We start from the raw sequence: 23498 nt of genomic DNA, 5'->3' as shown, positions 1-23498 counted from the left end.
CGGCTCGAATGGAGGTGACGCCGTCATGCTGAACTCATAATGTGATTCCTGCTACATACGACGTCCTACCACCTTAGGCATGGAAAGACCGGAAAGCTAGACTCAACATGTGACGTCCCATCTCCTTCCCCCAAACCCTTCGCCAATGCCTGCTGCCTTACCCGTGGCTGTACTTGCGGTTGAGCATGTCCTCGCCGTCCGGGGCCGCGGGGGCTACCGCCAGTACCGGATCCCGGCGCTCGCCGTTACATCCAGGGGCACAGTCCTGGCCGCCTACGACGGCAGGCCGAACCTCGATGACCTGCCCAGCCCTATCGATCTCCTGGTCCGGCGCAGCACCGATAGCGGGCAGACCTGGAGCGGCCAGGAGGTGGTGCGGAGCGGCACAGGCCTGGAGGGTTTCGGTGATCCGAGCCTGTTGGTGGACGCCGAAACCGGACGCGTCTTCCTCTTCCACGCGGCTGGAACGCGCGCGGGCTTCTTCGAATCAGCCACCGGAATGGCCCCGGACGACCCCACCATCCAGCACACCGACCTCAGCTGGTCCGACGACGACGGCGTCACCTGGCAGCACCGACGCCTCACCGCGGAACTGAAGGGCAGCTCCCCAGCCGGCAGGGACGTCACCGGCATCTTTGCCGCCGCCGGACAGGGCATCCAAATCCACGCCGGCCCCTTCACGGGCCGGCTGGTGCAGCAGTTCGTGCTCCTGTGCGGAGGCGAAATCATGGCCGCCTCCGCCTACAGCGACGACCACGGCGAGCGCTGGACACTGGGGGAATTCATCAGTGCCGGAACCCATGGCGCGGCGCCCAACGAGAACAAGGTGGTTGCCTTGGACGACGGCCGGCTGCTGCTCCACAGCCGGGCAACGCCCCGGCGCCTGGCCGCCACCTCCACGGACGGCGGCCACAGCTGGAGCCCGCTGGCACCCGTCGAGGACCTCCCGGATCCCAGCGACAACGGCTCACTGGCCCGCTTCGACGGGCTGCCGTCCGTCATGGATTACGCCGGCCCGGCAACGGACCAATGGCTGCTGGCCACCAACAACCGGGACACCGCGCTGCGCCGCAACACCGTCCTGAGCCTCTCGCCGGACAACGGCAGCACCTGGCCTGCCGGGCTGGTGCTCTGCCCGGGAAGCTCGGCGTACTCCACGGCCACCCGGTTGCCGGACGGCAACATCGGCGTCCTGTACGAACGCCAGGGCTACCGCGAAATCGTCTTCGCCTCCATTCCGGCCGCGCAGCTGACGGACCAGCTGGCAACGCAGCCGCACCCTCAGCCGTCCACCCCTGGGCCTGCAGCCGGGCTCACCTTCCACATGGAACTCCGGTCCATCACGCCGGGCCTCCCGGAGGTATGGCTGAACGCCGGGGAATTCCACGTCATGGCGGACGACGGCGGCGACTGGGGTGCGGCGTCCAAGGAGATCGGCCAGGGTTACTCCGCCGGGCAGGCCCAGGTGCTGGGCACGCGCGAGGCACAGGACCTCAACTACGGCCCCATCATCCCCGGCTACAAGGAAGGCGACATCCTCGCCTTCACGGGCAGGGCACGGAACGACGGCGGCGCAACAGTCACAGGGGTCAGGCTCGCCGGGCCTGGGGCCGCGGCTTTCCCGGCCCGGGACCTCCTGCCGGGCGAAGCGGCACTGTACTTCACGCCGTCGTACACCCTGACGGCGGAGGACGTGAAGCAGGAAGCCGTGGACATCACCTTCGCCGTGGAAGGAATCACCGGGAACACGGCATGGCGGCTGCAGAAACTCTTCCGGTTCACCATGGCCACCGGCGATGTCAGCGTGGAAGACGCGCCTCCGGTCAGCTCCCCTCGATAAGGGCGCACATCTGCCGCAGGCGGTCGACACGGTCCTGCACCGTCAGGCCCTCCCGCGGCAGGCCAACCTTGAAGCCGATGAACGGCCCCATACCGGCGGCCGCGAGGCACCACTGGATTCCGGCGCGGTTGAGCAGAGAGCCCGGCGGCGCCCCTTCCACCTCGACGGCGGGGAGGTGCGCGTCGATCCACGGGTAGCCGAACTCCGTGGCGTCCGGTGAGCAGCCGGAAAACATGACGCCCGCCAGGACGCCCGCCTCCCGGGCCAGCGCAATATGTTCGGCGGCAGTGTCCGGATTGCGGGTTTCGATGACCGACCGGGCCCAGTTGATGACAAGGCCCACCCGGCTGCCGACCTGCTCGACGAGAGAGCGGACCACCTCCACTTCCTCACCGAACGGCAGGAAGCCTTTCTCCGGCCTGCCTCCGGGCCGGGGCGCGTCGCAGTGTTCCACCAGCACCCGGGTGGTGCCCCAGTCCCACCCGAGGATCTCGCTCAGCGATGCCCGGAACATGGCCGCGTCGGCGCCGGGATGCGGCGCTGAATGCAGCTCGACGGCTTCCACCTGGCGCCCCTCGCCCTTGAGGCTGAGCACGTAGGCATGGAGGCCGGCCACGAATTCGAGGGCCTCGCGCCTGCCGCCGGCGTCCGGGGAGGCCAGCCCGAACGCAGCCGATGCGCCCAGCCGCTGCATGGTGCCGGGTATCGAGGTCACGACGGCGGCCCACTCCGCAGGTGCGCCGGCGGGCCAGGGGTTTCCGCCATGCGGGCCGTACGGAAGTTCCAGTCCCCTGACGGCCGGGACGGCCGCGAGCCCACGGAAGAACTCCTGCTGCGACCCGGCAGGCTGGGCCGGATAAGCGCCGACGATGAGTGACATTTCGAACTCCTTGGCTTGGGAAGCGGTCTGCAGGCAGGCGGTCCGGTGACAGTGAGATTCCGCACTTGACGTCCGGCTGTGATCACCCTTACAGTCATTCTACGAGCTAGGACATCCTACATCCGATCAACATCTTTTGAATGGTGAGGCACATGAACAACATCAAGAACCTGCCGCTGGTCAATGACGCCAGCCGCCGGAACTTCCTGAAGCTGGGCGGGGCCATGGGCCTGGCCGCAGCCTTCGCCGGCTCCCTCGCAGCCTGCGGCGGTCCCGCCGCCACCACCACGGGCGCCACGGAAAACACCTCGCCCGTCAACAAGGACCTCACCATCGAGGCCGGCATCTCCTACGCGCTGTCCACCGGGTTCGACCCCATCTCCTCCTCCGGCGCCACCCCGATGGCCGCCAACCTGCACGTGTTCGAAGGCCTCATCGAACTGCACCCGGCCACCCGTGAGCCGTACAACGCCCTGGCCGCCGCGGACCCCAAGAAGGTCAGCGACACCCAGTACCAGGTCACCCTCCGGGACGGCGCCGTCTTCCACGACGGCACACCGGTCACCGCCGAGGACGTGGTGTTCTCCTTTACCCGCGTGATGGACCCGGCCAACAAGTCGCTGTTCTCACAGTTCATCCCGTTCATCCAGGAGGTCAAGGCCCTGGACGCCAAGACCGTGGAGTTCACGCTCAAGTACGCGTTCCCCGGCTTCGGCCCGCGCATCTCCGTGGTGAAGGTGGTGCCCAAGGCGCTGACCAACTTCCCGTTCGGTTCCGATCAGCTGAAGTCCTTCGACGCGAAGCCCGTAGGCACCGGCCCGTACAAGCTCATCTCCGCCGTCAAGGACGACAAGATCGTCTTCGAAGCCAACCAGGCCTACAACGGCCCCATGCCGGCACTGGCCAAGGGCATGACCTGGCTGCTGCTCTCCGATGCCGCCGCCCGCGTCACCGCCATGCAGTCGGGCCGCGTCCAGGCCATCGAGGACGTCCCTTACCTGGACATGGAGGGCCTGAAGTCTGCAGCCACCGTTGAGTCCGTGCAGTCCTTCGGCCTGCTGTTCATGATGTTCAACTGCAATGCCGCACCCTTCAACAACAAGAAAGTCCGCCAGGCCCTCCACTACGGCCTGGACAAGGATTCCATCATCAAGAAGGCCCTGTTCGGCAACGCCAAGCCGGCCAGCTCCTACTTCCAGGAGGGCCACCCGGACTACGTCAAGGCCAAGAACGTCTACGGCTACGACGCCAAGAAGGCCGAGGACCTCCTCAAGGAAGCCGGCGTCACCAGCCTCGAGTTCGAGCTCCTCACCACTGACACCGCCTGGGTCAAGGACGTGGCACCCCTGATGCTCGAATCCTGGAACAAGATCCCCGGCGTCAAGGTCACCCTCAAGAACCTGCAGTCCGGCGCCCTGTACACGGACCGCGTGGCCAAGGGCGACTACAAGGTTGTTGCCGCACCCGGCGATCCCTCGGTGTTCGGCAACGACGCGGACCTGCTCCTGAGCTGGTTCTACGCCGGTGACACCTGGATGAAGAACCGCGCCTTCTGGGCCGACACCCCGGAGCGGGCGCAGCTGGTGGACCTCATGTCCAAGGCCGGCCGCGCATCCAAGGAAGACGCCAAGAAGCTGACCGGCGAGATCGTTGACCTGGTGTCCGAGGAAGTCCCGCTGTACCCGCTGTTCCACCGCCAGCTTCCCAGCGCCTGGGATTCCAAGAAACTGAGCGGCTTCAAGCCCCTCCCCACCACCGGAGTGTCCTTCGTTGGTGTGGGCCGCACCGCCTAGCCCTAACCACCGGAGACTACATTGAGCACCATATTGCGACTGCTGGGCCGACGGCTCGCAGCCCTGCCGCTGATGGTCCTGGGCATCACCCTGCTGGTGTTCCTGGTCCTGCAGGCAGCCCCCGGAGACCAGGCAAGCAGCGCCCTGGGCGAGGGCGCCAGCGAGGAAGCCAAGGAACAGTACCGCCAGGCGAACGGCCTGAACGATCCGCTGCTGCTGCAGTATGTGCGGTTCCTGGGCAGGCTCCTGCAGCTGGACCTCGGCGTCACCACGCCGCCGGCCAAGTCGGTGGCGAGCATGATCGGTTCGGCGTTCCCCCTGACGCTGCAGCTGACCTTCCTGGGCGTCATCATCGCCGTTGTAGTCTCCCTGGTCTTCGGCATCATCGGCGCCCTGTACCGGGACAAATGGCAGGACCAGCTGGTCCGCGTCTTCTCCATCGCCGCGGTGGCAACGCCGTCGTTCTGGCTGGGCATCCTCCTGATCCAGTGGTTCGCCCTGGGACCGGCAGCGATGTTCCCGTCCGGCGGCATTGCCACCCCGGAGTCCGGCTTCGGCGGCTGGCTCAACTCGATGGCGCTGCCCGCCCTGGCCCTCGGCATCCCGGTTTCGGCCTCGCTCATCCGGGTGGTCCGCACCTCCATGGTGGAAGAGCTGGACCGGGACTACGTCCGCACGGCCATCGGCAACGGCGTGCCGTACCGCGAGGTGGTCTCCAAGAACGTGCTCCGCAACGCACTCGTCACCCCGGTGACCGTGCTGGGACTGCGGATCGGCTACCTTCTGGGCGGCGCCGTCGTGATTGAAATGATCTTTGCCCTGCCCGGCATGGGCCAGCTGATCCTCAACGGCATCACCAACCTGGACGTGAACCTGGTGCAGGGCGTGGTGCTCACCATCTCCGTCACTTTCGTCCTGGTGAACATCGCCGTGGACCTGCTCTACCTGCTCATCAACCCCCGAATCAGGACCGTGTGACCCATGCGCAGCAAACTCGCTGAACGTCTGAGCGCCCCCGGGATCCGCCTGCAGGCCCTGCCCTGGGGCTCCCGGCTGGCCCTCGCCTTCCTGGTGGTGATCGCCTTCGCCGCCGTCTTCGCCCCGGTCCTGGCCCCGCACGATCCGCTGGAATCCTTCATGCCGGCCACTCCCCCGGGTGCCGAGCATTTCTTCGGCACCGACCGGCTGGGCCGCGACATCTTCTCCCGGCTGCTCTACGGCTCGCAGTCCTCGCTGATGATCGGCCTCGGCGCCGTGGCCCTGGCAGTCCTTGCCGGTGCGTTCCTCGGCTCGCTGGCGGCCACGTCCAGCAAGGCCGTTAACGAACTCATCATGCGCCTCATGGACATCCTGATGGCGTTCCCCGGCATCGCCCTGGCCGCGGTGCTCCTGGCGGCGTTCGGCAACTCGGTGCCCACCATCATCATTGCCATCGCCATCATCTACACCCCGCAGCTGGCCCGCGTGGTCCGCGCCAACGTGCTCTCGCAGTACGGCGAGGACTACGTCCGTGCCGAGCGCGTGATCGGTGCCGGCCGGTTCTACATCCTGGCCAAGCACATCGTCCGAAACACCGCAGCCCCCGTGCTGGTGTTCGCCACGGTGATGGTGGCCGACGCCATCATCCTGGAGGCCTCGCTGTCCTTCCTGGGCGCCGGCGTCCAGGACCCCGCCCCGTCCTGGGGCAACGTTATTTCCTACGGCCGCAACCTTGTCCTGTCCGGCGGCTGGTGGGCCACCACCTTCGCCGGCCTCACCATTCTCCTCACCGTCCTGGCGCTGAACATCCTCGCTGAGGGACTCACCGACGCCATGGTCAACCCCCGGCTGCGGCGCGCCCCGGTGGTGAAGGACGACGACGGTGCTGCCGCTTCGGTGGCCGGCGCCGCCGTCACCGGCTCCGCGGTGGACACGGAAGTGGCCACCTCGGTTGCCCAGCCGTCGGTCGTGGAACAGCACGAGCTCGACGGCGTCCTGCCGGCTTCGGGAACAACCCCCACCGAAGGCCGGCAGGACACCTCAGCGGTACTCACCGACGTCAGGACCGCTGCCAACCCGCACGCCCTGCTGGACCGCGAGCTGGAACTGCTCGCCGCCGTCGAGGCAACCCGCACGGACCGCCTCCCCCAGGTCCCCGCGGACGCCCGCACGGTCCTGGAGGTCAACAACCTGTCCATCCGGTTCCCCGGCCGGTTTGGCGAGACAGCCATCGTGGACAACGTCTCGTTCACCGTCCGCGAGGGCGAAACCATGGGCCTGGTGGGCGAATCCGGCTGCGGCAAGTCCATCACCTCGCTGGCCGTCATGGGCCTGCTGCCCAAGACCGCCCGGATCACCGGTTCCATCCGGTTCGACGGCAAGGAACTGCTGGACCCGGACACCAGCCACAGCAACGCCAAGGCCTACCAGGGCCTGCGTGGCGAGCAGATCGCCATGGTCTACCAGGACGCCCTCAGCTCGCTGAACCCGTCCATGAAGATCAAGGACCAGATGCTGCAGCTGACCCGGCGCGGCGGCCGGAAGACCCCCGCCGAGCTGCTGGAAATGGTGAAGCTCGATCCTGTCCGCACCCTTGCCAGCTATCCCCACGAGCTGTCCGGCGGGCAGCGGCAGCGCGTGCTGATCGCCATGGCGCTGTCCCGTTCACCCAAGATCGTGGTGGCGGATGAGCCCACCACCGCCCTGGACGTCACCGTGCAAAAACAGGTGGTGGACCTGCTCAACGAACTGCGCGAACAGCTTGGCTTCGCCATGGTGTTCGTCAGCCACGACCTCGCCCTGGTGGCATCGCTGGCGCACCGCATCACGGTCATGTACGCCGGCCAGGTGGTGGAATCCGCCCAGGCCTCCGAGCTGCTACAGAACCCGAAACACGAATACACCCGCGGTCTGCTCGGCGCCGTGCTCTCCATCGAGGCCGACGCCGCCCGCCTGCACCAGATCCCCGGCACGGTCCCTTCCCCTAACGATTTCGCCCCCGGGGACCGGTTCGCGCCGCGCTCCCTGCGCAGCGACGCCGACCCCAACCAGCAACTGGTCCTCACCGCCGTGGCTTCGGCAAACGGCGGGGATTCGGACCACTTCTGGGCCAGCCACCGCAAGGAGGACGCCAAGTGAGCGCATCCACCGGACAGCCCGTCATTGAGCTCAAGGACGTCAAGGTCCACCACCGTGCCCGCACCGGGGGCCTCTTCCGCCCCAACGTGGTCAAGGCCGTCAACGGCGTGGACTTCACCATCAGCCGCGGCGAAACCGTGGGCATCGTGGGTGAATCCGGCTGCGGCAAGTCCACCCTCGCCTCGGTACTGGTGGGCCTTCAGGCCCCGACGTCAGGGCAGGTCCTGTTCCACGGCAAGCCCGCCATCAAGCGGAACGCTGCGATGCGGAAAGAATTTGGCCGGTCCGTGTCCGTGGTGTTCCAGGACCCCGCCACCGCGCTGAATCCGCGCATGACCATCCAGGACATCCTCACGGACCCGCTGCAGGTGCACGGCATCGGCAACGCCGCCAGCCGGGCCGCCAAGGTCCGTGAACTGCTCGCGCTGGTAGGCCTGCCCGCCTCCGCGGCGGAAGTGACGCCGTCGCAGGTGTCCGGCGGCCAGCGGCAGCGCGTGGCCATCGCCCGGGCCCTGGCGCTGGATCCGGACATCATCGTGGCGGACGAGCCGACGTCGGCCCTGGACGTCTCCGTCCGCGCGCAGGTGCTGAACCTGCTCTCCGACCTCAAGGTGCGGCTGAACCTGGGGATGGTGTTCATCTCCCACGACATCCAGACCGTCCGCTACGTCTCCGACCGCATCTGCGTCATGTACTTCGGCGAGATCGTGGAGGAAGGCCCGGCCGCGCAGGTGTTCGACAACCCCAGCAACGACTACACCAAGAAGCTCCTCGGCGCGGCCCCCAGCCTGCTGCACACCTAGACCACCCATCCCCCCTTTTTACCAACCCAGTTATCGGAGTTTTCCCGTGTCTTCCCAGTTCTCCGGCGTCATCCCTCCCGTCGTCACCCCCCGCCACGCAGACGGCAGCATTGACACCGCGTCCCTGCAGAACCTCACCAGGCACCTGCTCGACGGCGGCGTGTCAGGTCTGTTCGTCCTCGGTTCCTCGGCCGAGGTGCCCTACATGACCAATGCCGAGCGCGACCTGGTGGTCAGCACCATCGCCGAGGCCAACGCCGCCGCCGGCGACCGTGCTGTTCCGCTGATCGTCGGCGCCAATGAGCAGACCACCAACCGGGTCATCGAGGAGGCCAGGCGCGTGATCGACCTCGGTGCAGACGCCATCGTGGTCACGTCCATGTACTACGCCATCGGCAACGCGGAGGAGACCGAAACCCACTTCCGCAGCATCCACACCGCCGTCAGCAAGCCGATCTTCGCCTATGACGTGCCCGTCCGCACCCACTTCAAGCTCCCCACGGACCTGCTGGTCCGGCTGGGCCGCGAAGGTGTCATCGCCGGCGTCAAGGACTCCTCCGGGGACGATGTCTCCTTCCGCCAGCTCCTCCTCGCGGCACGGGAGATCGACAACTTCGATATCTTCACCGGCCACGAAGTAGTGGTGGACGGCGCTCTCCTGGGCGGCGCCCAGGGCGTGGTCCCGGGCCTCGGCAACGTGGACCCGCGCGGCTACCGGAACCTCGTGGACGCCGCAGCCGCCGGCGACTGGGCCAAGGCCGCCGCCGAACAGGACCGCCTGGCCGACCTCTTCGAGATCGTCTACACCCCCAACGGCCGCGTCTCCGGCGGCGCGGCGGGCTTGGGCGCATTCAAGACCGCTCTGCAGGTCATGGGCGTCATCGAATCCAACACCATGAGCGCACCCATGCCGGCGCTGAACGAGGACGAAACCAAGGCTATCCGCGGCATCCTCGAACGCAACGGCCTGGTCTAGACGCCCCTATGTCCATGTACGCCATTGGTGTTGACCTGGGAGGCACCAAGACTGCTGCCGGGGTTGTTTCCGGTGACGGGGAGGTGCTGTTTTCGGGCACCATCCCCACGCTGAGCCGTGACGGTTCCGCCGCGATCCTCGACGCCACGGCCGGCCTTGTTGCCGGGCTTCGGGACAAAGCGGCCGACGCCGGAATCGCCGTTGGGCGGGTCGGCGTCGGATCCGCCGGGGTCATCGATGCAGCGCACGGCGTGGTGGTCTCGGCGACGGACGCCATCTCCGGCTGGGCCGGGACGGCACTCACCGCAGGCCTGGCCGCCCGGCTGGGCCTGCCGGCGTCGTCCGTCCTTGCGGTGAACGATGTGCACGCGCACGCCCTCGGCGAGGCGTGGACGGGCGCGGCTGCCGGGACCTCCAGCTCGCTGCTGGTGGCGTTCGGCACCGGCGTTGGCGGGAGCTTCGTCCCGGACGGCAAGCCCGTGCTGGGGCACCGCTACGCCGGCGGGCACGTGGGCCACTTCGCCTCCCCGTACGCGTGCTTCGACGGCACCCCGCTCCCCTGCGTCTGCGGCGGTGCCGGGCACGTCGAGGCCATCGCCTCCGGGCCGGCCATCCTCGAGTCCTACCGCCGCCTGGGCGGCTCATCCCCTGTGGCGGACACCCGCGCCGTGTTTGCGCTGGCCGACTCCGGTGATGGTGTTGCTGCCGGCGTGATCGGGATGGCCGCGGCTGCTGCCGGGCAGGCTGTGGGCGGGCTGGCGAACATTCTTGATCCCGAGGTGGTGCTGATATCCGGCGGTCTGGCCGACGCGGGCGAGCGCTGGTGGCAGCCCATGGAAACTGCGCTGCGCGCCGAACTTTTGCCCGCACTGACCGGCATTCCGGTGCGTCCCGCCGCGTTGGGCAACACGGCAGCCGTCGTTGGTGCCGCCAGACTTGTCCTTGAAACTGCCGTTTCCGCCCCCGCCGGATACTCTTCAGCCCAGACGTCCCGAAGGAACTGACCATGCTCCTGTCCCCCGATGCCCTCGAATCCCTGCGCGGGCGCCTGATCGTGTCCTGCCAGGCGTACCCGGGCGAGCCAATGCGCGATCCCCGGACCACCGCGCAGGTGGCGGCGTCGGCCGTGATTGGCGGGGCGGCTGCCGTGCGCGTCCAGGGCCTGGCGGATGTCCAGCACGCCCGCGCGGCCGTGGAGGTTCCGGTGATCGGGCTGTGGAAGGACGGGCACAGCGGCGTCTTCATCACCCCCACGCTCCGGCACGCGCTGGCCGTGGCCAACGCGGGGTCCCATGTTGTGGCCATCGACGGCACCCGCCGTGAACGCCCGGACGGGCTTACCCTGGCCCAGACGGTGGCGGGAGTCCATGCGGAATCGCATGCGCTGGTGATGGCCGACTGTGGATCGTTCGCGGATGCCGCTGCCGCCGTCGAGGCGGGCGCGGACCTGATCGGCACGACCCTGTCCGGCTACAGCGGTGAGCGGCCCAAAACACCGGGCCCCGACCTGGAGCTGCTGGCGGAGATTGCGGCTGCCGGATTTGACGTTCCGCTCATTGCCGAAGGCCGCATCCACACGCCTGCCCAGGCCCGCCAGGCGCTGGATGCCGGGGCATTCGCCGTGGTGGTGGGCACCGCCATCACGCACCCGGCCACCGTCACCGGCTGGTTCTCGGACGCCCTCAAGTGACCTCTCCCTACCTGCTGACGGGCACCCTCCTGACGGACGGCACCACGGTGGGGGACGCCGCCGTCGCGGTGGTGGACGGCAGGATTGCCTACGCCGGGCCGTGGGCGGGGCTGGACGTTGCGTCGCTGCCCGCGTTGGCTCACGTGGAGCTTCCGCCGGGGAGCATGCTCCTTCCCGGGCTGATTGACCTGCACTGCCATGGCGCCGCCGGCGGCGACTTCCCGGGTGGTGACCCCGGGGCAGCCCGGACTGCGGTGGATTTCCTCCACCGCAGCGGGACCACCACGCTGCTGGCCAGCCTGGTGACCGCACCCCGCGGCGAGCTGCTGCGAAGCATCGGGACCCTGCGGCGGCTGGCCGACGACGGCCTGATCGCGGGCATCCACGCCGAGGGGCCATTCCTGTCCCAGGCAAGGTGCGGCGCCCAGGATCCGCGGTTCCTGCGGGACCCTGACCTTCACTTCCTTGGCGAGCTGTTGGATGCGGCCAGCGGCCACCTCCGCACCATGACCTACGCCCCGGAACTGCCGGGTGCGGCGGAGCTGGTGCTGGAGCTGGCTTCGAACGGTGTGGCACCGTCGCTGGGCCACACCGACGCGGATACACGTACGACGGCGGATTCGCTCACCGAAGCGGCCCGCCTGCTGGCTGTTTCCGGTGCTGACCGTGCGCGTCCAACGGTGACGCACCTCTTCAACGGCATGCCGCCGCTGCACCACCGCAGCCCGGGACCGGTGGCCGCGTGCCTTCAGCTGGCCGCCGCCGGGCGCGTAGCGGTGGAACTGGTGGCCGACGGGGTACACCTGGATCCGGAGACGGTGCGGATGGTGTTTGGGCTGGTGGGTGCCGCGAATGTTGCCCTGGTGACCGATTCGATGGCGGCCACGGGGCTGCCCGACGGTGAGTATGACCTCGGCCCTGCGGGAGTGGTTGTCCGGGATGGGGAGGCGCGGCTGCGAAGCAACGGCGCCCTGGCCGGCGGCACTGCCACGCTGTTGGACGTGGTGCGCCGGACTGTCGGGGCAGGGGTGGACCCCGCTGACGCGGTCCTGTCTGCCACTGCGGTTCCGGCGGGCGTTCTGGGCCTCAGCGGCGAGGTGGGGAGCCTCCGCGCCGGGCTGCGCGCCGACGTCGTGGTGGTTGATCCGGACTTCCGTCTTGTCCGAGTGCTTCGCGGCGGAGAGGTCCTGGCGTAGTCCCCGGCTGTACTAAGAGGGGTGGCAAAACTACTCTGGTTTGCCAGTATTCGAGCGTGACCTCCTGGGAGACGTCCCCGTCTCCGGGGGTTTTGATGACGTAGGTGTGTGGGGCAAGGTCGTCCGTGCAGGCCTGCGCGGTGCGCGTTGCAAGGCCCAGCTTCAGGTGCCGGGAATTGAGGACCTCGATTGAGGACGGGTAGGCAGGACAGCTTGAACTGCCGCTGATCACAACGGCGAACTTCGTTCCGGATTCCAGCCAGCCCACTACAGGGACGGGCGAGGGAAACGACGGGTCCTGCGCCCAGGAACCGGGTTTCGCCGTGACCGCTTCCGCCGGAAGTCCGCCCCGGAAATCGGATTCAGCAACTGAAGCGGGCGCGGCAGAACATCCAGTGAGCAGCGCGGCCGCGCCTAAAACGACATACCCAAGTAAATTCCCCATATACAGAGGCTACGCATTCAGGGCCTGATTTTCCGGGGTTCTGGCATTACTCCGGAGACTTCTTGCCCACCTAATGGGACTGCTATTTTTCCCGTCGAGCCAGCAGGATTTCGTTGGCGGCATACGGCACAAGGGCAACAAGAGGAATCGCCACGCCTTGCCAGAAAGGGACCAGCGACAGCACCAGCGGCATGAAGGACGCGATGAATATCAGCGGGTGGACATATCGATACCATTTCATGATCAGTTCCATCATGCTGACTTTTTGTTTAGATGACCACAAGGCGCCCTGGCACGCACACCGGGAGTTGCCTACGAAATTGGTGCGAGTAGGGTCTCCGTATGCCATTAAAGGATGTATGCCTGGCCAGGCATTCCAGTTCCAGGCAGCGTACGGGAGGATGAAAATGAGAAGACGGCACTCAACAACGGAGCTTATTTCTGCAGCGTTCTTCCTGATCTGGGCCGCAATATTTCTCACATGGGAGCCAGTTGAGAATCTGCGACTCATCACTGGAATCGTTTTCGTGGTTGTTGGAGGCGCATTGATTCTGAAGAATCTCGCTGGGAGACGCCCCAGCAAATTGCGGCGTTCTGCGAGATAACTCGATGATGGCCTAAGTTGACAGTTACCGCAAGGAACCTAAGCTCAGCCCTTCATCCTGCTTGCCGAAGGTAGGGTTGCTGAGTGCTAGAGATCCGACCGAATTGCGAATGTTGCGACGTCGACATTGCTCCCTCTGCTGTGGCTTACATTTGCACATTTGAGTGCACCTGGTGTCCGGACTGCGTTGAACGGTTCCCGAATCGTTCTTGTCCAAACTGCGGAGGAGACCTTCAGCGACGCCCCACCCGGCCGGTTGCTGCCCTCATCAATAATTCAGCCAGCACTAAAAGGGTTGTATCTCCCGGTTGCCTCGAAAAGGTCACCGGGCTTTAGGGCTTTCGAGACCCGCTGAACCACCGGTTTATGCAGGGAAGGCGCTTTCGACGGCAGAAGATCCACTAGTCGGATTCACCTTGTCGATGGTCTCTCCAAAAGGCTGGCGTTTCCGGCCCCACTCACCCGCACGCGGTTACGCTGTCTTTCATGTCTCGAATTCTCATCACCGGCATGTCAGGGGCGGGAAAGACAACCCTGCTACATGAGCTGTCCCGGCGGGGCCATCGGACAGTCGACACCGATTACGACGGTTGGGTGCTTCCTGACGGAACATGGGACGAACCACGAATTTCTGCCCTCCTCGCGTCCAGTTCACCGCTAGTCGTTTCGGGGACGGTCGAGAACCAAGGACGCTTCTACGACTGCTTCTCCGCCGTCATTCTGCTCAGCGCGCCGCTGGAGGTCCTGCTCCAGCGGGTGTCGGGTCGTACGAACAATACCTATGGCCGCTCCGAAGCTGACCAGTCCGCGATCCGGCAATACGTCCTCGATGTCGAACCGCTGCTCCGGAGCGGCGCCACCCTCGAGCTCGATGCCCGCCGGCCAGTCGCGGACCTGGCTGACGACGTCGAACGCATTATGGCAGCGCCGGGTCACGCGTAGCCCAACTCGGCCCGCCGCCTCACCTTCGAAATTTGCGGCGGCTTCCGCCTAGTATCCGGCGACATGGGTGAGCGGTTGAGTGGGCCGCTCCGCTCCGTCCAGGGGCTGGATCAGCAGGTTCCGGTGCAGTGTCACCCATCCATCGCGTTCAAGCGGAAGGTGATCGAACTGGTCGGGGACAAAGACTACGGTCCTGTCATCCGGATCCTGCACTTCCACCAGGATGTCCCGGCCGTCACCGAGGCTGTTGCACGCTTCCCAGTAGTTGTATTGGTCGTCATACGGGTATTTCGCCACCAGGCACACGACTTCGGGCAGCGGGCCGGGCGCGGCGTAATAGTTCATCGACTCGTACGCGGCCAGGAACCTCGACTCGCGGATTTTGGCCTCCCCTGCTTCGTCCTGGATGGCGGGGACGGCATCCTGTTTGGTCAGCTGCCGCTCCAGGACGTGGACGGTTCCGGGGACGCCCATGACAAACCGCACGTAGACGAGCCCCAGAACCGCGCACGTACCGAGGCCGGCAAGGGCGGCGAATGTGATCATGAGTCTCCAGAACGGCGTCAACGGAACTGGCGGTTTCTGGCCGGTCATTGCCGTCCCCGGAAAAGGTTGTCGCTGATCTTCGTCCACCCGGCTGCCTGCAGCTCATTGGTGTCGTACTGGTCAGGAACGAGGGTCAGTTCGCGTCCTGCCTGGTCGCTCATGGTGACGATGGGGTCGTGAGCGGAAACCATGCCGGCGCACCCGGCCATCGGAGGCCCCTGCGCGTCACCTGCCTCAATCAGCAGGCAGATGATTTCCTCGCCATTCGCGTCCCTGGTGGCGACAAAGACTTTGGATCCTGACCTCGTCCCCAAGTACCGGGCCGATTCCGTGTCGATCCCGCCGTACAGGGCGTAATTCGCGGAAACCGCATCTTCGGCCGTGGCCGTCTTCTCCAGGACTTTCAGGGTGGGGCTGGTTTCCCACGGCCCGTACTGGAACACAGCCAGGCCGACGGCCAACACGGCGAGCCCGAGCCCCAGCCACCGGGCATTCCTGAACCGCGAAACGGCAAACGCCAACACCATGGCCGCCGCCAGAAATACAGCGATAATCAGGTAGTCAATAATGTTCAAGCGCTGCCCCCTCAGGCTGATTGATCTCCCTGCACGCTACACGCTGACCGGCAGGTCAGCCTTCACCCGTCCGATATCGTCCTCTAAAAGGCATTCATCGTAATGGGGGTAATTGTGCGGGAACTTGTCTACTACGTCGCAGTATCGGTTGACGGCTACATCGCGGCACCTGACGGATCATTCGACGTCTTCCCTGTCGAGGGCGACCACATGCAGGTGCTCTTCACTGAGTTCGCCGACGCCCTGCCCACCCATGTCCTCGGAGGGCTGGGCATTGAGGCGCCCAAGAACCGTTTCGACACCGTCATCCAGGGCTGGAACAGCTACAACGTCGGCCTCGCCTTGGGCATCGACAGCCCCTACGCCCACCTGCACGAGTACGTCGCCACCCGTAGCAGGACCAGCTCCAACCCGGCAGTCACGTTCACCAACGACGCCCTGGCCACCGTCCGAAGCCTCAAACAGGCGGAAGGGCTGGACATCTACCTCTGCGGCGGCGGCGCGCTGGCCGGGGCCCTGCTGCCCGAGATCGACAGGATCATCCTCAAACGCAACCCGGTTGTCCTCGGGGCAGGCATCCCGCTGTTCGGAAACACCGCCTTTGAGCCGTCCGGCTTCCAGCCCGTCAAGTCACGGACCTTCGAGTCCGGAGTGGTGATCGAGGAGTACGCACGCACCCCGCTGGGTGCCGCTGACGCGTCCTGAGTCAGACGACGACGGCGGCACCGGCCACCCGCACGGCCTCGCCGGTTCCGGGGGCCAGCTTGGCCGCGGCGGCTTCATCCGCCACCACAGTGACGTGCGCATGGCGCTGCAAAATTGACGCCGGGCAGTCGGCGGAGACGGGCCCCTGCAGCGCTGCCGCCAGAATCTCTGCCTTGTCCGCACCGCTGACTACCAGCAGCAGGTGCCGGGCTTCCATGATGGTGCCCAGCCCCTGGGTGATGCACTGTGTGGGGACATCGTCCGGCGACGCAAAGTACCGGGCATTGGCCTGCCGGGTGCGTTCGGTGAGCACCTCCACCCGCGTCCGCGAATCGAGGGCTGACCCCGGCTCGTTGAAAGCAATGTGTCCGTTGTGGCCGATGCCCAGGATCTGCACGTCAATGCCACCGGCCCGGGCTATGGCCGCGTCGTAATCCGCTGCCGCCTGCCGCGGGTCCGGAGCCCCGCCGTCGGGCACTGCAACGTTGGCCGGGTCCAGGCCCAGCCGGACGGTGACCTCACGGCGGATGACTTCGGCGTAGCTTTCGGGGTGCCCGGCGGGCAGGCCAACATACTCATCGAGGGCGAACCCGCGGACGGCGCCCATCTCCACGGAATGTTCCGCGAGCGCCTTGTAGATGGGCAGCGGCGAGCCGCCCGTCGCTAGCCCTAGGACAGCGTCGGGCTTGCTGCGGACCACGGCGGCCAGGATCCCGGCGGCGACGGAACCGGTGGCGGAGGCGGTTGGCACTACGAAAATTTCCATGGCAAAGGCACTCTCTACGGGGCACGGAACATCGGAACAGGGCATGGCGCAGCCAGAGGAAGGGCTCAGCCACAGGAAAGGGGCGCCGCAAACTGCGGCGGGAGGGGAGTCGTAGAATCCGGCGGGGCCGGGAGCAGCTAGGCTGCCGCGACGTCCTTGAGCTTGAGTCGGATGCCATCGAAGTGCCGCTGCAGCCGCTCGGAGGCCAGGGCCTTGTCGCGGGCTTCCACGGCTTCGTAGATCTCCCAGTGGATCCGGGCCTGCTCTTCGAGGTTGACCGGCCCGGAGCCCAGGGCTTCGTGGATCTGCCGGTAGACCTGCCAGAACACGTCCATGAGGTTGATCAGCAGCTCATTGTTCAGGGGCGCGTAGAGCCGGCGGTGGAACTCGGCGTCGTGCTCCACCAGGGACTCGCCCTTGGCGGCAGCGTCCTCCATGGCCTGCATGGTGGACCGCAGGTCGGCGAGGTGTTCGTCCGTCAGGAGGTCGATGGCGGACCCCACCAGGCCGGACTCAAGCGCCTGCCGCACGTCGATGAGCTCCATGGCTTCTTCGCCCTTGTGGCGCAGCGACAGCCTGCCGCGGAACGTGAGCCCGGAGACCAGTGCGCTGAAGTTGTTGGGGGCCACGAACATGCCGAAGCCGTGGCGGATTTCGATGACACCCAGGGCCTGCAGGACCTTCAGGGATTCCCGCACGGTGTTGCGGCCAACCCCCAGCTCGGCGGAGAGTTCGCTTTCGGTGGGCAGCGCATCGCCCACGTCCAGGCCACGCTCCAGGATGAGTTCCATGATGCGGGTCTGCAGCGCCTGGGAGCGGATTTGGGCACTGAACCTGGCTGACGATACCGCCGCGGGTGTTGCTGTCACGTCATCTCCTTCGGCCACACTCCGTGGCGGCCTTCATCTCGAATCAGTGTACAGGACATGGGACGTCCTTTGTCTTGCGGCGTCACCTTTTCTTCCGGGAACGCTATCCGCCCACATGGTGAATGGTAAAGGCGGTCAGGAAGCCCACGGAGGCCGTGAGCCCCGTCAGGTTGTGGTGCTCCTCGAAGGCCTCCGGGATCATGGTGTCCGCCAGCATGGCCAAAATCCCGCCGGCGGCCACGGACGTTATGAACGCCACCAGCTCCTCCGGCGCGTTTTCCAGCAGCGTGTATCCCATAAGTGCTGCGATGCCACTGAGGATCGCAATCCCGCCCCACAGCCCAAAGACGTACCCGGCGCTCCGGCCGGCTTTCTTCATGCCGGCTGTTCCGGACAGCCCTTCGGGAACATTGGAGATGAAGACGGCAGCCATCATGGCCGGGCTCACCGCCCCGCCGGCAAGCATGGTCACGCCCAGCACCACGGACTCGGGCACGCCGTCCAGCAGCGCCCCGACGGCGATGGCCGTCCCGCTGCCCGGATCGTCCTTTTCGGAAGGCTGCTGGCCGCCCGACCTCTTCCGATGCTTGGCGCCCGCCCGGGCCAGCAGCATGTTGGCGCCCACGTACACCACGGCACCGGCCAGGAAGCCTGCCACGGTGGGCCAGAGACCGCCGCCCTGGACGGCCTCGTCCACCAGTTCGAATGCCAGGGCGGAGATCAGCACGCCGGCACCGAAGGACATGATCGAGGACACCAGCTTGGACGGCAGCGACCACCGCCAGGACAGTGCTGCGCCCAGGACCAGGGCGGCACCGGCGATGGTCCCCCACATCAGGGCCTGCAGCCAAACGGGCATGTTTCCCACTTTCCGGCTCCCCCAGCGGGAGCCATGTCCCACAAGGCGTACCCCCGGGGACGGTTCTTAAGCAACAGCTCCTATGCAAACATGCGCGCCGAAGGCACGTCCCGCACGCAGAATTGATGCGATCTTGACCCAAACCTTACTGACCGCTGCAGTTGCGGGTCCACGCTGGACGAAGAAGGGCAAACCAGCTTGGGGAGCAGGAAGTCATGGGAAACGAAACAGCATATGACAAGGACGTCATCGCGGTGGGCGGGGTCCTCACGGACCAGCACCCGCTCGACTTCCACACCCTGGGGCTGGCCGGCTGCATTGACCGGTTGACCGGGCCCCTCCGCCAGCGCGGGACCGCGGTCCGCTGGGATACTCCGCACTGGGGCATTGAGATCCCGGCGGACTGTGCGTCCCTGCTGTACCAGTCGGCACGCGAAGTGATCAGCAACGCCTACAAGTACTCGGACGCCACCGAACTCAGCGTGCAGCTTGCGGTGGTGGACCACAGGATCCGGATGAAAGTGGCCGACGACGGCACGGGCTTTGATTGCGGCCGCGCCAACCGGGGGCGGCGCCACGGCTACGGCCTCCGCCTCATGGCGGTTGCGGTTGAGGAAGCGGGCGGCTCCGTGGACATCGATTCCCGCCCCGGCCACGGCACCTCGGTGACGGTGACCCTGCCGTTGGACTGACTAAGCCCAGGCCGGCACAAGAGGCCGCAAAAGACTCGAAGGCCCGCCGTCGCTGGGACGGCGGGCCTTCGTATGTCCAAAGGGGCGTCCCAACAAATCCTTCGGAAACGATCCTTTAACTTCGGGGAACTAACGGGACAGCTTGTCCGCGTCCGGCTCCAGGTCGCCGATGTGGCCGGGGGCGTTGGCGGCCAGCACCCGGGCAACAAAGGCGCTGTACTCCTCAATGTAGTGGCGCAGGAACTTGGCGGTGCCCTCATCCCTGAGCTCGCCGTCGTCGTCGAAGGCATCCGGCTTGTACTGGATGTAGGCCTCCGGCGCGTTCAGCTGCGGCGCGTCCAGGAAGCTGAGCACGCTGCGCATGGAGGACTGCATCACCGCCGTGCCGATGCTGCCCGGCGAGGCGCCGATGATGCCGGTGGGTTTGCGGGCGAAGGAGTTGGTTCCCCAGGGGCGCGAACCCCAGTCGATGGCATTCTTCAGCGCGCCCGGGATGGACCTGTTGTATTCGGGCGAGACAAACAGGATGCCGTCGGACGATTCGATGGCTTCCTTCAGGGCGCGGCCCTCGGCGGGGAAGTCGGCGTCGTAGTCGTAGCTGTAGAGCGGGAGGTCCCGGATGGGGATCTCCGAGAACTGCAGATCTTCGGGGGCCAGCTTGATCAGTGCGTTGGCGAGGACCCTGTTGATGGAGCCGGTTGCCAGGCTCCCTACGAAGTAGCCGATCTTGAACGGTGCCATGAGTGTTCCTTCCGGTGGCCTGCCCGGGCCGGCCACGTGCTGTCCTGGATTGCCTTTCCTTGGAAAACTGCCGTCCCCTGGACAGGACCAGCGGCGGCGGTGGTGCTCAGTGCACCCCCAGTCCAGCACAGAAGGCCGGCCCCGGCCAGAGGTTCCCGCACACGCCATTGACACGCAGCAGGCAACGGCGCTCAATGATCAGTACCGCCGCCACCGAGCCGCGGCACCAGCAAAGGAGCAGGCAGCGATGACCGAAAATCCATTGCGCGACGAGCGAGTCCACCCGGAGTCTCCGGCGGAGGGCGATCCGGACGCGGATCCCTCGGACGACGTCAGGGCCCATTCCCAGGACCCCGCGGAAGGGCCCGACGTGCCGGACGAGCCGCACCCGGAGTCCTGATCCCGGCGCTGAAAGGCCCCCGCAATTTCCGGCCACCCCTTGCCACCCCGCACCCCGCGCAGTAGGTTTGAAACCATTCAAGAAAGCGCTTTCCCTTGCAATGGCCGGGGTTTATTCTGCGCGCCACAAACCAGCGGGAACGGACAACATGACGGACAGTACCCTCATCAGGTGGATCGACGGCGAAGCACCAGCAGGGACCAGCAGCGGAACCACTTGGGGGATGCCCTTCCCCCGCGGCACCGTCCACGGACCGGACGCGTTGACAGTGACGGACGCCGGCGGTGCCCGCGTTCCCAGCCAGGCCTGGCCCCTGGCCACTTGGCCTGACGGCTCGCTGAAGTGGGCCGGGATCGCGCTTCCGGCAACGGATTCGCCGTCGGCCAGCTACCAGGTAAGGCACGACGCCGGCAACGCACCTTCGGAAGGCAACGCGCCGCCGTCGGGCGTTCAGGAAGACCAGGGCGTTCCGGAAGCTATGGGCGGCACCCGCGTCAGCGTCACCGAAAGCCGCGGCTCCCTCACCGTGGACACCGGCGCCCTGCAGATGGTGATCAGCCGCAGCGGCTCCACGCTGTTCACCAGCCTCACGCGCGACGGCCGGACCGTGGCACGCGACGCACGCCTGGTGAGCCTTCTCCAGGACGGCATCCCGGAAGAGGCGGGCACCGCCAGCCGCCGGCAGTTCACCGGCGAGGTCACCGCCGTGGAGCTTGAACAGGACGGGCCGGTGCGCGCCGTGGTCCGGCTGGAAGGCCGCCACCGCCAGGACAACGCCGGCAGCGGGGGACGCAACTGGCTGCCGTTCGTGGTCCGTTTCTACTTCTATGCCAACGCCCGCAGTGTGCGGATGGTGCATTCCTTTATCTGGGACGGCGACGCGGACAGCGACTTCCTGGCCGGCCTGGGCGTCCGTTTCACCGTGCCGCTGGAAGCCGAGCTGCACAACCGGCAAATCCGGATCGCCGGGGCCGACGGCGGCTTCCTCACCGAGGCGGTCCGCGGGCTCACCGGCCTGCGCCGGGATCCGAGTGCGGACGTGCGCGCCGCCCAGATCGCCGGACGCGCCACCCCCTCCCCGGACACCTGGAACCCCGAAGTCTCCGAACGCCTGCACCTGATCCCTTCCTGGGGCGACTACACGCTGACCCAACTCAGCGCGGACGGCTTCGAGCTGCGCAAACGGACAGCACCGGGCCACGGCTGGGTGGGCATCTCCGGCGGGACCCGCTCGGCAGGTTTCTGCTCCCTGAGCGATACGCGCGGCGGTTTGGGCATCGGCATCAAGGACTTCTGGCAGTCCCACCCGGGGCAGCTGGACATCCGCGGCGCCGCCGGAACCGACGCCACAGTAACAGCCTGGCTCTACTCCCCCGAGTCCCAGCCCATGGACCTGCGGTTCTACCACGACGGCCTGGGCCAGGACACGTTCGAAGAACAGCTCGAAGGCTTGGAAATCACGTACGAGGACTACGAACCAGGCTTCGGGAACCCCACCGGGATAGCCCGCACACATGAGTTAACTCTGTTCGCCTACGACGCCACACCGTCCACCGAAAGCCTCGCCGCCGACGCCGCTGCAGCATCCTCACCAGCGCTGCTCCAGGCCACCCCGGAGTACCTGCACTCGGTGCGCGTGTTCGGCGACTGGGACCCGGTGGACCGGGGCACCCCCGCGCGGGCACGGCTCGAGGACCACCTCGACTTCCTTTTCGATTTCTACGCCGGCCAGGTGGAACAGCGGCGCTGGTACGGGTTCTGGAACTTCGGCGACGTAATGCACACCTACGACTTCGACCGGCACGTGTGGCGGTACGACGTGGGCGGCTACGCCTGGGACAACTCGGAACTCTCCCCCGACCTCTGGCTCTGGTACTCCTACCTGCGCTCCGGCCGGGCGGACATCTTCCGCTTCGCCGAGGCCATGACCCGGCACACCGGCGAGGTGGACGTCTACCACCTGGGCCCGTGGAAGGGCCTGGGGTCCCGGCACAACGTGCAGCACTGGGGCTGCAGCGCCAAGCAGCTGCGCATCAGCACGCCGGCCTACCGCCGTTTCTACTACTACCTCACGGCGGACGAGCGCACCGGCGACCTGCTGACCGAGCTGGTGGACAGCGACCAGAACTTCCTGGGCCTGGACCCCGTCCGCAAGGTCCGCCCGGACGCCGACACCTACCGGCCCAACCGCGGCGCCCTGGGCGTGGGGCTGGGCACCGACTGGGGCTCACTCGCCGCCACCTGGCTCACCGACTGGGAGCGCACCGGCAACCCCCGCTCCCGCGACCGGCTGCTGGGAACCATGGCGGATATTGGCGCCCTCAAATACGGCTTCCTCACCGGCGAAGCGCTGTATGACCTGGACAAGGGCCGCTTCGATACCGGCCGGGAGATGATCTCCGTATCCCATCTCAGCGCCGTGTTCGGCCTGGTGGAAATCTGCAGCGAGCTGGTGGACCTGGTGGATGATCCGGAGTTCGAGCGGGCCTGGCTGCAGTACTGCCGGCTGTTCCTGGGCACCAAGGAAGAGCAGGTGGCTGAGGTGGGTGAGCCGCTGTCCGGCATCTACCTCACCCAGGCGCACAGCCGTTTGAGCGCTTATGCGGCGGCGCGTTTGCAGGATCGTGACCTGGCAGCCCGCGCCTGGGAGAGCTTCAGCGAGGGCGGCGAGCACCTGAACCACGAATCCGCGTTCACGCTGCGGACCATCGAGCCGCCCCATGTGCTCCTGCCGGTGGACGAAGCACCCACGGTTTCCACCAACGACACCGCGCAGTTCGGCCTGGCCGTCATCCAGAACCTGACGCTGATCGGCCAGCACCTGCGCTGATACGCGATCCCTCGAACCAACCCGCGACGGCGGCGCCCGGACCTTTCATCCAAGGCCGCGCGCCGCCGTCGTCCGTCTTCCCCACGCCGCCCTTCAAAGGCGCTCAAAATAACGCCCACATAACGGCCTTTTCGTGCCGCCAGATGTTACCCAGTCGAGGCCCGGAGCGGGTTTACACCGCCTTTCAGGGCGCCATAGGGTGCTTCACCTAAACAAGGTTCAGGAGGAC

Annotated in this window: 23 protein-coding genes; 15 read left to right on the top strand and 8 right to left on the bottom strand. The window is 66.6% G+C overall.

Annotated elements, in window-relative coordinates; translation table 11 throughout:
- Positions 1-145: 145 nt before the first annotated feature.
- Complete coding sequence (locus AC1DBN_RS18900) at positions 146-1840, top strand: sialidase family protein (RefSeq protein ID WP_477723898.1); 1695 nt, start codon at positions 146-148, stop codon at positions 1838-1840.
- On the opposite strand, the gene AC1DBN_RS18895 is transcribed toward AC1DBN_RS18900, so the two are convergent.
- Positions 1824-2720: a DUF4862 family protein gene (locus tag AC1DBN_RS18895; RefSeq protein WP_477723897.1), complete on the bottom strand. Its 897-nt coding sequence runs from the start codon at positions 2718-2720 to the stop codon at positions 1824-1826. The genes AC1DBN_RS18900 and AC1DBN_RS18895 overlap by 17 nt on opposite strands.
- Positions 2721-2860: 140 nt before the next feature.
- On the opposite strand from AC1DBN_RS18895, the gene AC1DBN_RS18890 reads away from it, so the two are divergent.
- From AC1DBN_RS18890 to AC1DBN_RS18855, 8 genes are read left to right on the top strand one after another with little or no spacing between them, the layout of a single operon-like run.
- The gene (locus AC1DBN_RS18890) at positions 2861-4513 is read left to right on the top strand and encodes an ABC transporter substrate-binding protein (RefSeq protein WP_091723314.1); all 1653 of its coding nucleotides are present in this window, start codon (positions 2861-2863) and stop codon (positions 4511-4513) included.
- Positions 4514-4534: 21 nt separating this feature from the next.
- Complete coding sequence (locus tag AC1DBN_RS18885; RefSeq protein ID WP_091723315.1) at positions 4535-5491, top strand: ABC transporter permease; 957 nt, start codon at positions 4535-4537, stop codon at positions 5489-5491.
- 3 nt (positions 5492-5494) lie between these two features.
- Positions 5495-7630 (top strand): dipeptide/oligopeptide/nickel ABC transporter permease/ATP-binding protein, encoded by a 2136-nt coding sequence (locus AC1DBN_RS18880; RefSeq protein ID WP_477723896.1) that lies wholly within the window; start codon positions 5495-5497, stop codon positions 7628-7630.
- The gene (locus tag AC1DBN_RS18875) at positions 7627-8433 is read left to right on the top strand and encodes an ATP-binding cassette domain-containing protein (protein WP_091723318.1); all 807 of its coding nucleotides are present in this window, start codon (positions 7627-7629) and stop codon (positions 8431-8433) included. The genes AC1DBN_RS18880 and AC1DBN_RS18875 overlap by 4 nt, the downstream gene beginning before the upstream one ends.
- Positions 8434-8479: 46 nt before the next feature.
- On the top strand, positions 8480-9409 hold the full coding sequence (locus AC1DBN_RS18870; RefSeq protein WP_314215834.1) for a dihydrodipicolinate synthase family protein: 930 nt from the start codon (positions 8480-8482) through the stop codon (positions 9407-9409).
- A gap of 14 nt (positions 9410-9423) precedes the next feature.
- Positions 9424-10413 (top strand): ROK family protein, encoded by a 990-nt coding sequence (locus AC1DBN_RS18865; protein ID WP_477723911.1) that lies wholly within the window; start codon positions 9424-9426, stop codon positions 10411-10413.
- Between the two features lie 2 nt (positions 10414-10415).
- Positions 10416-11099, top strand: coding sequence for an N-acetylmannosamine-6-phosphate 2-epimerase (locus AC1DBN_RS18860; RefSeq protein WP_091723321.1), 684 nt, complete (start codon positions 10416-10418; stop codon positions 11097-11099).
- On the top strand, positions 11096-12295 hold the full coding sequence (locus AC1DBN_RS18855; RefSeq protein WP_477723895.1) for an N-acetylglucosamine-6-phosphate deacetylase: 1200 nt from the start codon (positions 11096-11098) through the stop codon (positions 12293-12295). The genes AC1DBN_RS18860 and AC1DBN_RS18855 overlap by 4 nt, the downstream gene beginning before the upstream one ends.
- A gap of 527 nt (positions 12296-12822) precedes the next feature.
- On the opposite strand, the gene AC1DBN_RS18850 is transcribed toward AC1DBN_RS18855, so the two are convergent.
- Entirely contained in the window at positions 12823-12996 is a 174-nt protein-coding gene (locus AC1DBN_RS18850) for a hypothetical protein (RefSeq protein ID WP_157693511.1), read from the bottom strand.
- 432 nt (positions 12997-13428) lie between these two features.
- Here AC1DBN_RS18850 and AC1DBN_RS18845 point away from each other — a divergent pair, with 432 nt between their 5' ends.
- Positions 13429-13680, top strand: a complete 252-nt coding sequence (locus AC1DBN_RS18845) for a DUF1272 domain-containing protein (RefSeq protein ID WP_091723324.1) — start codon at positions 13429-13431, stop codon at positions 13678-13680.
- A 150-nt stretch (positions 13681-13830) separates the two neighbouring features.
- A complete protein-coding gene (locus tag AC1DBN_RS18840) occupies positions 13831-14286 on the top strand; it encodes an AAA family ATPase (RefSeq protein WP_091723326.1) in 456 nt (151 codons plus the stop codon).
- Positions 14287-14334: 48 nt separating this feature from the next.
- Here AC1DBN_RS18840 and AC1DBN_RS18835 read toward each other — a convergent pair whose 3' ends face one another.
- Positions 14335-14832, bottom strand: a complete 498-nt coding sequence (locus tag AC1DBN_RS18835; RefSeq protein ID WP_091723327.1) for a hypothetical protein — start codon at positions 14830-14832, stop codon at positions 14335-14337.
- A 44-nt stretch (positions 14833-14876) separates the two neighbouring features.
- Positions 14877-15407 carry a hypothetical protein gene (locus AC1DBN_RS18830; protein ID WP_477723894.1) on the bottom strand — a complete coding sequence of 177 codons (531 nt, stop codon included), beginning with the start codon at positions 15405-15407 and terminating at the stop codon, positions 14877-14879.
- A 102-nt stretch (positions 15408-15509) separates the two neighbouring features.
- Here AC1DBN_RS18830 and AC1DBN_RS18825 point away from each other — a divergent pair, with 102 nt between their 5' ends.
- A complete protein-coding gene (locus AC1DBN_RS18825; protein WP_322788301.1) occupies positions 15510-16112 on the top strand; it encodes a dihydrofolate reductase family protein in 603 nt (200 codons plus the stop codon).
- Between the two features lies 1 nt (position 16113).
- Here the strand turns inward: AC1DBN_RS18825 and AC1DBN_RS18820 are convergent, their stop codons facing one another.
- The 3 genes from AC1DBN_RS18820 to AC1DBN_RS18810 all read right to left on the bottom strand — a co-directional run bounded on the left by AC1DBN_RS18820 (position 16114) and on the right by AC1DBN_RS18810 (position 18606).
- On the bottom strand, positions 16114-16878 hold the full coding sequence (locus tag AC1DBN_RS18820; RefSeq protein ID WP_091723331.1) for a glucosamine-6-phosphate deaminase: 765 nt from the start codon (positions 16876-16878) through the stop codon (positions 16114-16116).
- 137 nt (positions 16879-17015) lie between these two features.
- On the bottom strand, positions 17016-17747 hold the full coding sequence (locus AC1DBN_RS18815; RefSeq protein ID WP_015938557.1) for a FadR/GntR family transcriptional regulator: 732 nt from the start codon (positions 17745-17747) through the stop codon (positions 17016-17018).
- 103 nt (positions 17748-17850) lie between these two features.
- Positions 17851-18606 (bottom strand): ZIP family metal transporter, encoded by a 756-nt coding sequence (locus AC1DBN_RS18810; RefSeq protein ID WP_477723893.1) that lies wholly within the window; start codon positions 18604-18606, stop codon positions 17851-17853.
- Positions 18607-18821: 215 nt separating this feature from the next.
- Here AC1DBN_RS18810 and AC1DBN_RS18805 point away from each other — a divergent pair, with 215 nt between their 5' ends.
- Positions 18822-19298: a sensor histidine kinase gene (locus AC1DBN_RS18805; RefSeq protein WP_477723892.1), complete on the top strand. Its 477-nt coding sequence runs from the start codon at positions 18822-18824 to the stop codon at positions 19296-19298.
- A 129-nt stretch (positions 19299-19427) separates the two neighbouring features.
- Here AC1DBN_RS18805 and AC1DBN_RS18800 read toward each other — a convergent pair whose 3' ends face one another.
- Positions 19428-20039, bottom strand: a complete 612-nt coding sequence (locus AC1DBN_RS18800) for an NADPH-dependent FMN reductase (protein WP_091723336.1) — start codon at positions 20037-20039, stop codon at positions 19428-19430.
- Positions 20040-20286: 247 nt separating this feature from the next.
- On the opposite strand from AC1DBN_RS18800, the gene AC1DBN_RS18795 reads away from it, so the two are divergent.
- Both AC1DBN_RS18795 and AC1DBN_RS18790 read left to right on the top strand, forming a co-directional pair.
- Positions 20287-20439: a hypothetical protein gene (locus AC1DBN_RS18795; RefSeq protein WP_477723891.1), complete on the top strand. Its 153-nt coding sequence runs from the start codon at positions 20287-20289 to the stop codon at positions 20437-20439.
- A gap of 148 nt (positions 20440-20587) precedes the next feature.
- Positions 20588-23269, top strand: coding sequence for an exo-rhamnogalacturonan lyase family protein (locus AC1DBN_RS18790; RefSeq protein WP_477723890.1), 2682 nt, complete (start codon positions 20588-20590; stop codon positions 23267-23269).
- Positions 23270-23498: the final 229 nt, after the last annotated feature.

The sequence above is a fragment of the Pseudarthrobacter sp. 10T415 genome (assembly GCF_056394175.1).
This window is presented reverse-complemented; position numbering and strand designations above follow the sequence as displayed.